The sequence below is a fragment of the Candidatus Binataceae bacterium genome (genome assembly GCA_035508495.1).
Lineage (GTDB): Bacteria > Desulfobacterota > Binatia > Binatales > Binataceae > JASHPB01.
This window is the reverse complement of record DATJMX010000044.1, coordinates 1-9,970: the sequence shown is the minus strand read 5'-3', so window position 1 is coordinate 9,970 and position 9,970 is coordinate 1. Positions and strand designations below refer to the sequence as shown.

Annotated in this window: 10 protein-coding genes; 5 read left to right on the top strand and 5 right to left on the bottom strand. The window is 60.0% G+C overall.

All coding sequences use genetic code 11. The features are described from left to right. The 3 genes from VMA09_14695 to VMA09_14685 form a co-directional block, all read left to right on the top strand. A partial coding sequence (locus VMA09_14695) for a hypothetical protein (GenBank protein HUA34854.1) occupies positions 1-369 on the top strand: 369 nt, incomplete at its 5' end. A 6-nt stretch (positions 370-375) separates the two neighbouring features. Continuing rightward, positions 376-990 (top strand): YdeI/OmpD-associated family protein, encoded by a 615-nt coding sequence (locus tag VMA09_14690; protein HUA34853.1) that lies wholly within the window; start codon positions 376-378, stop codon positions 988-990. Between the two features lie 25 nt (positions 991-1,015). Beyond that, the gene (locus VMA09_14685; protein ID HUA34852.1) at positions 1,016-1,432 is read left to right on the top strand and encodes a cupin domain-containing protein; all 417 of its coding nucleotides are present in this window, start codon (positions 1,016-1,018) and stop codon (positions 1,430-1,432) included. A gap of 199 nt (positions 1,433-1,631) precedes the next feature. On the opposite strand, the gene VMA09_14680 is transcribed toward VMA09_14685, so the two are convergent. The 5 genes from VMA09_14680 to VMA09_14660 all read right to left on the bottom strand — a co-directional run bounded on the left by VMA09_14680 (position 1,632) and on the right by VMA09_14660 (position 8,368). Next, complete coding sequence (locus VMA09_14680; GenBank protein HUA34851.1) at positions 1,632-3,566, bottom strand: VOC family protein; 1,935 nt, start codon at positions 3,564-3,566, stop codon at positions 1,632-1,634. Further along, complete coding sequence (locus tag VMA09_14675) at positions 3,563-4,144, bottom strand: sigma-70 family RNA polymerase sigma factor (protein ID HUA34850.1); 582 nt, start codon at positions 4,142-4,144, stop codon at positions 3,563-3,565. The genes VMA09_14680 and VMA09_14675 overlap by 4 nt, the downstream gene beginning before the upstream one ends. Before the next feature lie 126 nt (positions 4,145-4,270). Next, positions 4,271-5,656: a 4-hydroxyphenylacetate 3-hydroxylase N-terminal domain-containing protein gene (locus tag VMA09_14670; protein HUA34849.1), complete on the bottom strand. Its 1,386-nt coding sequence runs from the start codon at positions 5,654-5,656 to the stop codon at positions 4,271-4,273. Between the two features lie 265 nt (positions 5,657-5,921). Next, complete coding sequence (locus VMA09_14665; GenBank protein ID HUA34848.1) at positions 5,922-7,145, bottom strand: CoA transferase; 1,224 nt, start codon at positions 7,143-7,145, stop codon at positions 5,922-5,924. 17 nt (positions 7,146-7,162) lie between these two features. Beyond that, positions 7,163-8,368, bottom strand: coding sequence for a CaiB/BaiF CoA-transferase family protein (locus tag VMA09_14660; protein HUA34847.1), 1,206 nt, complete (start codon positions 8,366-8,368; stop codon positions 7,163-7,165). A 455-nt stretch (positions 8,369-8,823) separates the two neighbouring features. On the opposite strand from VMA09_14660, the gene VMA09_14655 reads away from it, so the two are divergent. Then, complete coding sequence (locus tag VMA09_14655) at positions 8,824-9,066, top strand: hypothetical protein (GenBank protein HUA34846.1); 243 nt, start codon at positions 8,824-8,826, stop codon at positions 9,064-9,066. 96 nt (positions 9,067-9,162) lie between these two features. Beyond that, on the top strand, positions 9,163-9,970 hold an 808-nt coding region (locus VMA09_14650), incomplete at its 3' end, for a GAF domain-containing protein (protein ID HUA34845.1).

The following is a 9,970-nucleotide window of genomic DNA, read 5'->3' as shown; positions in this document are numbered from 1 at the left end:
CCCACATGGGCTTTGTGGACGTTGCTTTGGCGACTTCACATTGAATCCACTGACACGGCGCGATTCGCGCTTTTCGGCACCGCTGGAATGTACTTTCCGGGGATCGCCGCGCTCATCGTCAGGTACTTCGATAGGGACCTGCATGGAACAACGCTCGGTCGTCTGGGAATAGAGCGCTACTACGTGTGGCCTGGATACTCTTTCCGTCACTCATCGCGGCAACGATTGCAATTGATCTCTTTGCCGGCGGTGCTCGGGTCGATTGGCCACTTCAGCAGCTACATTCAATTCACGTCTATAGTCCGGCGGGCTGGTTCGTTCTGGGTGCCTTCGTCGCCTGGCTCGGCGTCACTAATCGACTACCGGTGAGGTACAATGGGTCCGGCGCCAAAAGTGAAACATCCCGTGGTTAAGAATTCGAAAGTTGATGCGTATTTAGCGAGAGTCAAAAAGTGGCAGGGTGAGACGGCGAAATTGAGAACGATCGTTCTCGATTGCGGGCTCAGCGAAGAATTGAAGTGGGGCAAACCCTGTTACGCGTTTGAGAACAAAAACATCGTCGTAATCCAGGGATTCAAAGAATACTGTGCTCTGCTATTTTTCAAAGGCGCGTTGCTGAAGGATACCGACGGTGTCCTGGTCAAAACCGGGCCGAATACACATGTCGGGCGGCAGATTCGATTCTACAGTGTTCGAGAAATAGCCAAGATGGAAGCCATTTTGAAAGGCTACGTTCATCAGGCGATCGAAGTGGAAAAGGCCGGCCTGAAAGTTGAGTCAAAGAAAAATACAGACCTCGCTTTTCCTCAGGAACTGCAAAACAAACTAAATAAAAATCCGGCATTCAAGAGTGCTTTTTATGCGCTGACGCCGGGACGCCAAAGAGCATATGTATTTCATTTTTCGGCGGCCAAACAATCCAAAACCCGGGAATCCAGGATTGAAAAATGCACGCCACAAATACTCGGTGGAAAGGGATTAAATGACTAGTACGCATTTTGCTGAACGATCCAAGATGAGAACAACCCACACAATTGCACTGGCACTAGTCGTTATATTCTCTACTGCTGTCGCTTGCGCCGCGCCTGCGAGCGATTCTGCTGGCGTCGTTCATATCCTGTCGCAGAAACCGCTCGCCGGGCAGCCGGGCACTGACGTCACAGTTCTGACGGTTGACTATCCACCGGGAGGCTCAACGCCGCCGCACGAGCATCCCGGAACTACGTATGCTTACGTGCTCGAGGGCGCGATCGTGTCGAAGCTCGGCGATGGTCCGACTGAGACGTTCGCCAAGGGTCAGATGTGGACGGAAACGCCGCACGAGCATCATATGGTTTCGAAGAACGCGAGCCCATCCGAGCCAGCGAAGCTGCTCGTGTGGATGATCGCGCCGCACGGCGCGAAGCTCACGACGATGCTGCCGCCCAACTAACCGTTGCTGCTGATAGTGCTGGTACTGAAGAAATACAGTGGGGCGGGCGTACCTGCCCGCCATTAAATTGCGCGAAGATTTCTCCGCGCCACTTTTTTGCAGAAATTGAGGGCGCGCAGCGCGCGGACTTATGGCGGGCAGGGACACCCAACCTACTATATTTTCTTTATTTTCTTCCGCACGAGAACCCCAACGATCACTAGTGAACGGTGCCGCGGTCGATTGGCGTGGCGATGTACCAGACGTGGCCGAACGGATCCTGGACGCCACCGCAGCGGTCGCCCCAAGCTTTGTCGGCCATTGGATCGACGGTCTCCCATCCCAGATCCTTCGCGCGCTTGAATGCCGCGTCGGCATCTTCGACATACACGTAAAGATGTAGCGGCGAGCCGCCGAGCGATCGCGGCGTCGCGGCGATTCCCCTGGCGCGATACTCGGCGAGGTCGTCGGTCATCGCGTCGCGCAGCATCACGTTGGTTTTTCCGATCGCGATCTGCACGTGACTTGGCCTGCCGCGATGCTCCACGCGATGCACTTCGGTCGCCTTGAACACGTCGCGATAAAGATCGAACGCGCGCTGAACGTCATCGTTGTACATGAACGGCATGATGTTGCCCGCCTGCAGATAGCGTGGCTCATACGCCTCGACCGAGGGGGCTTCGCGATGCGACGCGATGTACCAGACGTGGCCGAACGGATCTTTCACGCTCGCGCCGCGATCGCCGTAGTCCAAATCCGCCGGTTCGCTGATCGAAGTCGCACCCGCTTTCAGCGCCTGCTCATACGCGCGGTCCATGTCGTCGAGATAAAGATGCAGCGCCGGCGACATCGGCTGGTACTGTCCGTGCGCCTCGCCCATCGCGATTATCGAATCACCGATCCGAATCTGCGCGTGATGCACAGTCCCCTCGTCGTCTTGATGGCGCGCGATCTCCTCGGCCCCGAAAGCCCGCTTCATGAACTCGATAACCTTCGGTGTTCCTTTCGGATGCAGATAGGGCGTGATGCTTCGCAATTCCGGAGGCCACGGATCCGCGCCGGGAAGAGGAGCGGCGATATACCAATTGTTGCCAAATGGATCTCTGACGGCCGCTTCGTGGACGCCATAGTCCTGATCGATCGGAGGATGTAGCGAAGTCGCTCCTGCCGCGAGAGCATTTCGATATGCGGCATCGGAATCCGGAACAAAGAGCCAGATGGCGGTCGGATTCGGCGGATATTTATCGCTCGCATCGGCCAGCTCGATCATCGAGCCTGCGACGCGAACCTGCGCATGCGTGATCTTGCCATCATCGCGTGGCACGCGAAGGATTTCCTCGCCATCGAACGCGCGCTTCAAGAACTCGATCAATCGGTCGGCGCCGTTCACCTGCAGATAAGGCGTGACACTGTGAAAGCCTTCAGGCATGGCGGCCAAACAGGGAGCAGCAGGTTCCGGAGCCGGCGCGGGCGCCATGCTTTCCATGCGGCGCCGCATTTCAGCTTCCGAGACATTCTCGATTCGAGTGCAGACGTTCCACAGATGCCCGAACGGATCCTGGAGCCGCCCCGCTCGATCGCCATAGAACCAATCCTTCACTGGCGACACGACTTTCGCGCCCGCCGCGACGGCGCGCTCCGCGAGCGCGTCGACGTCTTGGACGTAGAGCTGGACGATCGACGAGGCGCCGCCGAGCGACTGTGGGCTGCGGTTGTAAGTCGGATCTTCGTCGGCGATTGCGATACGCGAGTCGCCGATCATGATCTCGGCGTGCACGATATGTCCCGCCGGGTCCGGATGGCGCATCAGCTCGGTCGCGCCAAAGGCGCGTTTGTAAAAATCTATCGCGCGCGCGCCGTCGCGAACGACAAGACAGGTAGTCAGCGAATGGTATCCTTCGGGAACCGGACTCACGCGTCGCGGCTCCGCGGCGGATTTCCGTCCGCGCGCCGCACGCATCAGGTCGCGCTTCAGGCGCGCCTTGAAATCACGATCGGGCAGGCCGCGCAGGTCGGCGGCTAGCCGCAGGATCGGCGCGATCTGTGCGCCGACGCGCGGCAGCCCCGCTTCACGATCGGTCATGATCGTATGGACGGCGTTTTCAAGCTGCTCCGGCGCCAACTGCGGCTTCTTGCTGCGCGTGATCCGTTTCATCGTTTTGCGACCATCTTGCGCAGCGCCTGCAGCGCGCGAAACTGGAGCTGTTTGACGGCGCCCTCGCTGCGCCCAATCTTCTTTGCGATTTCCGCGATCGATTTCTCCTGCGCAAAGCGCATCGTAATTACCCGGCACTGATCGGCGGGGAGTTCATCGACGAGCTTGAATAGTCGGGCTCGGTAGTCGGCCTCAGCGATATCGTCCTCGCACGGCGGATCATCGAACGCGCCCAGAAGCTTCGCGCTTTCGAACCTTACGACGCGCCGCCCACGATCGACGATCGCGTTGGCCGCGATACGCAACAGCCACGCCGCGAAGGGCGCGCCGCGCCATTCGAACTTGCCGATATTTTCGAGCGCGGAATGAAAAACGTCGGCCGTCAGGTCCTGCGCCGCATCGCGATCGCCAACCCGCTTCAAGATGAAAGCGTAAACGCGTTCGAAGTTGCGCTCGTAGATATCGGCGAACTGGCGCGGATCGCGTTGCGCAGCCTCGACGAGACCGCGCTCCGCCGCGTCCTCGGGAATCACCTCCGCGAAATCTTTGCCACGGCGCTTCAATGCCGACCCAGCCATCTCACCGTATCAACGCTCGCAAGGCGCAAAGGTTACGGAAGTTTCGCGCTCCATTCCGGCTTAAATGAGAAAGGCGGCGCGAGCGCCGCCCTTCTTCGCGTCTTTGTGCTTAGTGGTTTGCTTTTTTCAATTCCCTTTTTCCGTTTTGATACCGGCGACGTGCAGCGCCTTGGCCTTGGCGCCGTTGAGGTCGTAGTACTTGCGCGTCACGATTCGCTGCGCGTAGAGACCGCCGCCCGCCTGTACGTTGGTCACGGCTTTCCATCCGCCGTAGGCGTCCGCCGTGAGATCGCGAATGGCGTGGAACAGCTTGGCGCGATACTCGCCGTCAACGCCGGTCATCGTGGTCATGTACTTGCGCACGAGCGGTCCCGTCACTTCGTTTTCGAAGTCGGCGACCGACGGCGCCGTCAGCACCGAGCCGCCCGCGATATCGTGCAGATGCCGCACCATCGAATTGTAATTCGCCGCCGCATGATACTTGCCGGCGTTGGTGTAGAGCTCGTCAGGAAACGCCGCGCCCTCTTCGCTCACCGTGCAGTTCGCGATCGCCGCTTCCAGCGCCGCATGCACGAGCGTCGCATGGATGAGCATCTCGGAGATTTTCTCCTTGATATGCGATTCGCGCGCGAGGCCGTTTGCTTCCGCGATCAACTGCGCAAAGCCGACGAGCTGATCGGCCTCCTCGGCCATGCCTGAGAGACCGCCGAGCCGCTCCCAGAGCCCGAGCGAATGCGCGAAGACGGCGGCGTGCGCCACTTCGCCATCGAGGAAGATCCGCTCCTTCGGCACGAATACGTTGTCGAAGATCACGAAGCCTTCCGGCATGTGAATCGAGGTCGAGACCGGGAAATCGCGCGTGTCGTGATGACGCGGCGCGAAGGTCGTGTCCACGATTTTCACGCCCGGCGAATTCACCGGCACGGCGCATCCTATTGCGTAGGACTCCTCGCCCGGCTTCATCGCCTTGGTCGGAATCACCATCAGCTCATGGCTCATCGAGGCGCCCGTGATATGGAGCTTGGCACCGCGAATCACAACGCCGTCGTGGCGCCGCTCAACCACGTGCGTGTAAGCGTCGGCATCATCCTGCTTGCCGGGCGGGCGGCTACGATCGCCCTTCGCGTCGGTGATGCACTCGACGATCCGTATATCGCGGCGCTGCGCGCCCTTCACATAATGGCGCATGCGCTCGGAATACTCGGGCAGCTCGGGCGCGATGCGCGAGGCCGCCGTCGTCAGCGTCATGATCGACTGGTAGGTGACGTTGGCGACGATATCGGATGAATGGAGCAGCGGAATACGATCCTTCAGCTCCTGGGCCGACGCGGGAATCGTCATGAGCTGGCTGACGGCGTCGGCGCCGGGCGTGTACCAGCGATCGTAACCGGCGGCGATTCGATCGACGCAGGGGCCAAGCAGCGGATGCTTGGCGAGGCTGCGAACCCGCTCGCCTTCGAAGAAAGTCTCGCGTCCGTCATCCAGCGACTTCTTGTATTGTTCCCCGTTCATCATAGCGGCATGTTCTCCTGCGCGCCTTCATCGCGACAAGGCTCTCAGCGGTCGCGGCGAAACGCGTCTCTTTGGCTTCAGAATTGGTCGCGAAAAGACCGCGACAGAAGAGAGTTGCCACGATCTCCGGTGCATTTGCAAAGGCCCTGAAAACGCCGCCCATCGGCGCTATTGACGCGTGCTCAACTCATAATTCCTAAAAGAATTTCTTTTTTTTCCGTCATCCCGACCGAAGTGGAGGGATGACGAAATCGTATTGATGGTCTTAGTAGATCACTTTTTGTTCCATCAATGATGTGATTTCTGCGTCGCTCAGGCCGAGGAGGTTGGTGAAGACTTCGCGGTTGTGTTGGCCTAGATCGGGTGGATAGGAGAAGTTCATCTTGTCGACGTTGCTAAGTTTCACCGGCATGCCGGGGAGGATACGCTCGCCTACTTCGTGATGATTCATCTTCCACCAATAGCCCCATTCCCAGAGATGCTTGTCCTCGTGGAGCTCGACGCTGTCGAGGACGGGGCCGGCGGGGACTCCTGAGCGCTGGAGCATCGCGGCGAGCTCGAGATGATCTTTGTCGCGTGTCCATGGCCGCAGGAGCGAGTCGATCGCGTCGCTATTTTTGAGGCGCGCGGCTTGATCTTCGAACCTCGAATCAGCCGTCCATTCGGGATGGCCCGCGGCGCGGCATAGCGCGCCCCACTCCGCGTCGTTGCTCACTGCGATAGCGATCCACTTGTCGTCGCCGGCGCACTTGTACGTATTGTGCGGCGCCATGAACTCGTCGCGATTCCCGCGCTGTCCGCGCTCGCGCGCGTTCATGAAATATTCCATGTACCACTCGTTCATCTGGCCGATGACGGTCTCGCCCATGCTGGCGTCGATCCACTGGCCTTCGCCGGTGCGATTGCGATGCCGAAGCGCCGCGAGCGCGTGGAACACCACCGACGATGCGATCGCGTAGTCGGGCCACGTGCCACCGGTCTGACGCGGCGTGCCACCCGGATAGCCCTGCGCGTCGAACATCCCGACGAAGCAGCACGCCATCGGACCCCATCCGACCCACGAGGCCGGCTCGGTGCCGGTCTTGCCCAGCAGCGAAACAGAAATCATCACGATGTCGGGTTTGACCGCCTTCATCTTGTCGTAGGTGATGCCGAGCTTCTCCGACGCACCGCGCGGGAAGCATTCGAGGACGAAGTCGCTCTTCTTTACGATCTCGCAAGCAAGCTCGTAGCCGCGCGGCGTCTGCAAGTTGAGGTTAATCGCCTTCTTGCCGTAATTGAGCATGTGGTAGAAGCCGTTGCGATTCAGGCTGCCCATCTTGCGGTCCGCCATCCCGGCCGGATTGGTGCGGCCGATGTCGATATAGACCTGTGACTCGATCTTGATGACTTCGGCGCCCATCGTCGCGAGCCACTGCGCGATCTGCGGACCGTTGATGATCCAACTGAAGTCGGCGACGCGGATTCCTTCGAGCGGAAGACGTGCCATGGCTTTCTCCGAGGCGCTCAGACGACGCCGGCGGTCGCGAGTTGATGCTGCCTCTCGCGGGAGATTCCGAGGCGGCTGAAAATTTCTTCGTTATGCTCACCCAGCAGCGGCGCGCGCGCCGGTATCGGTGGCGTCTTCGACAGCGATACGGGACGATGCGGGTACTTGAAGCGGCCGGCTATCGGATGGTCGATCTCGACGAACGCATCGCGCGCCTGGAGATGCGAATGATTCACCGCCTGCGTGACAGTATGCACCGGGCCGATCGTCAGACCCATCTTCTGCCCCTCAGTGACGAGGTATTCCATGTCGAAGTTGAGCAGCTCTTCGCGGATGATCGTGCGCAGGATGTCGTCGTTGGCACCGCGCCCGGCATGCGTGTCGAACAGCTCGTTGTCGAGGCGATCGGGATTGCCAAGCAGCTTCTTGAGCGCCTGGTAGTGCGAATCGGCCGCCCACAGCGTGTAGATGAAGCCGTCGCGGCATCGCATCGGCTCCAGCCCGACCTGGACCTTGGCGCGCAGTCGGCTGAACGGGATTCCGACGTAGCTGTACGCGGCCATCTCGATCTTCGCCGTGTTCACCGTCGCCTGCCAGCACGGCGCGTCGATCCATTGGCCTTCGCCTGTCAGATCCCGATGGTACAGCGCGACCATCGTCGCGGCCGCCGCGTTCGCCGCACCCATGATATCGGCGGCATGACCGGGAGCACGCAGGGGATTCTCGTTTTCCTCATCGTCAACGAGCGTTGGCGTGTTGAGTCCGGTTAAACTCATAGCCCATTCGATAAGGTCCGAGCCCTTCCAGTCGCGATAGGGACCGGTTTGGCCGAAAGGCGTTATCGACGTGACAATCAGTCGCGGATTGAGCGCATGTAGCGCGTCGTAGTGAAGGCCGAAGCGTTCGAGGTAGCCGGGCGGATGATTCTCGATAAAGACGTCGGCGCTCTCGAGGAGCTTGCGCAGAAGCTCGGCCCCTTCGCGGGTCGTTGGATCGAGCGTGACGCTCTTCTTGCCGGTATTGAGGAACAGGAAGAGACCGCTCTTCTCGCGATGCGGCACATCGCCGGGAAAAGGAGAATGGCCGCGGGCGGGGTCACCGGTTTTTGGACGCTCGATTTTGATCACGTTGGCGCCCATGTCGGAGAACATCTTTCCGCACATCGGGCCGGAGACCATCTCGGCGTATTCAACGACCGTAATGTCGTCGAGCGCTCTGTTCATCGCGGTTGGGCACCTCGATCGTGATTTGCGCTACATGCGGGCAATATCAGAGAAGCTCTGGCTTTGCACGACTCGCGGCACAATGTGTTTCGAATGGAAACAGAACCGTGTCATTGGTCAGTTCGCGCCGAGCCATTGTCGCTTCGGTCGATCGTCGTCGAACTGGACCGGCAAACCGGCAGCGCGGCACGAATCTCGTGGCGACCTGCGCCGACTATGACTTCGACCAGCCGGTCACAGTGCATCTAGCCATCGCGCTCCCTCAATGACGAGAAGTTGGCGGACCGCCTCTTTTGTGAATCAGTGCTAAGTACGCGATGCACCGGCGAGTCCGATCCGGCATCGCGGTGAAACTGAAAATCCGCGATTTCATTGAAAAATATTGCAACATTCCATCCACCGACACGCTGGCGCGGTACGTGCACCAAGGGGGGAGAAGAGGTGTGAGGACCGCAATGGAAGAACCGCAGAGCCGTATTTCTGTGTCGTGCGCGGAAGGTCGCTCGCCGGATCTTGAAGACCTGTGCGAGGCGATGTTTATCGAGGGCGCGCGCGTCCTCGGCTACGCTTACGACGCACCGATTCCACTCGAATCGCAGGACAAGATCCTGCAGGCCGCGAGCATGCTCGCCGAGAAGCTGGCAGTGCTGGTCGCGATCAAGGGCGAGATCGACAACGAGACAGAAATCGGCAACTAGATTCCCGTTTGCCGCGAAAGGCGCAGTCCTGTGGATCTGCGGACGATTTCGTTATCATGCGGGCGAGAAAGAAGACCACTTACTCGTGCCGCTATCATGGCGACTCTTACCGCAAATGCGCCCTACAGGCTCATCTATGAGCTAGGCAACACCTTCGCCAGCCAGCTCGACCTCGACGCGCTGCTGGGATTGGTGACGAATAAGTGCCGCGAGGTTCTCAACGCCGAAGGCGCTTCGATTCTGCTGCTCGATCCTCGAACCGAGGAACTCTACTTCCCCTACTTGTCCGAACTCGATCCTGAAGTCGCGCGCCGCCTTGCCACGGTGCGGTTTCCAGCCGACAGAGGAATCGCGGGTGAGGCGCTGCGCAACGGCACGGCGATCAAAGTTGATGACGTAGCGCGCGAGCCGCACTTCTACTCGCTGGTCGATAAGCAATCCGGGATGGCGACGCGATGCGTGCTGGCGGCTCCGCTCATTGTCGGCGGCAAGCGCCTCGGCGTGGTCGAGGTCGTCAACGCGCTCAGTTCGCAGAACTTCACCGACGACGACCTGGCGCTGCTCGAATCGCTCGCCAACAGCATTGCACTCGCGATCAGCAACGCCGAGCGGGTCGGCGAGCTGCAAAGCGCGCAGGAATCGCTGCGCACGCAGGTCGGCGCCCTTCAGCGCGACCTCGCCCGTCATGAGTTGATCAACGACATCGTGGGCGCGAGCCCCGAGATGGCTGACGTGTTCCGGCTCATCGGCAGTATCAGCACCTCGCATATTTCGGTTCTGCTCGAAGGTGAGACCGGCACCGGCAAAGAGCTTATCGCGCGCGCGATCCATCGCATGAGCGACCGCGCCGACCGGCCGTTCCTGGCGATCAACTGCGCCGCACTTTCGGAGCATCTGCTCGAGA

Coding starts and splice junctions, on each gene's coding strand:
- VMA09_14685 (HUA34852.1), top strand. CDS start 1,016: ATGAGAACAACCCACACAATTGCACTGGCACTAGTCGTTATATTCTCT.
- VMA09_14680 (HUA34851.1), bottom strand. CDS start 3,566: ATGAAACGGATCACGCGCAGCAAGAAGCCGCAGTTGGCGCCGGAGCAG.
- VMA09_14665 (HUA34848.1), bottom strand. CDS start 7,145: ATGGCACGTCTTCCGCTCGAAGGAATCCGCGTCGCCGACTTCAGTTGG.
- VMA09_14690 (HUA34853.1), top strand. CDS start 376: ATGGGTCCGGCGCCAAAAGTGAAACATCCCGTGGTTAAGAATTCGAAA.
- VMA09_14655 (HUA34846.1), top strand. CDS start 8,824: ATGGAAGAACCGCAGAGCCGTATTTCTGTGTCGTGCGCGGAAGGTCGC.
- VMA09_14660 (HUA34847.1), bottom strand. CDS start 8,368: ATGAACAGAGCGCTCGACGACATTACGGTCGTTGAATACGCCGAGATG.
- VMA09_14675 (HUA34850.1), bottom strand. CDS start 4,144: ATGGCTGGGTCGGCATTGAAGCGCCGTGGCAAAGATTTCGCGGAGGTG.
- VMA09_14670 (HUA34849.1), bottom strand. CDS start 5,656: ATGAACGGGGAACAATACAAGAAGTCGCTGGATGACGGACGCGAGACT.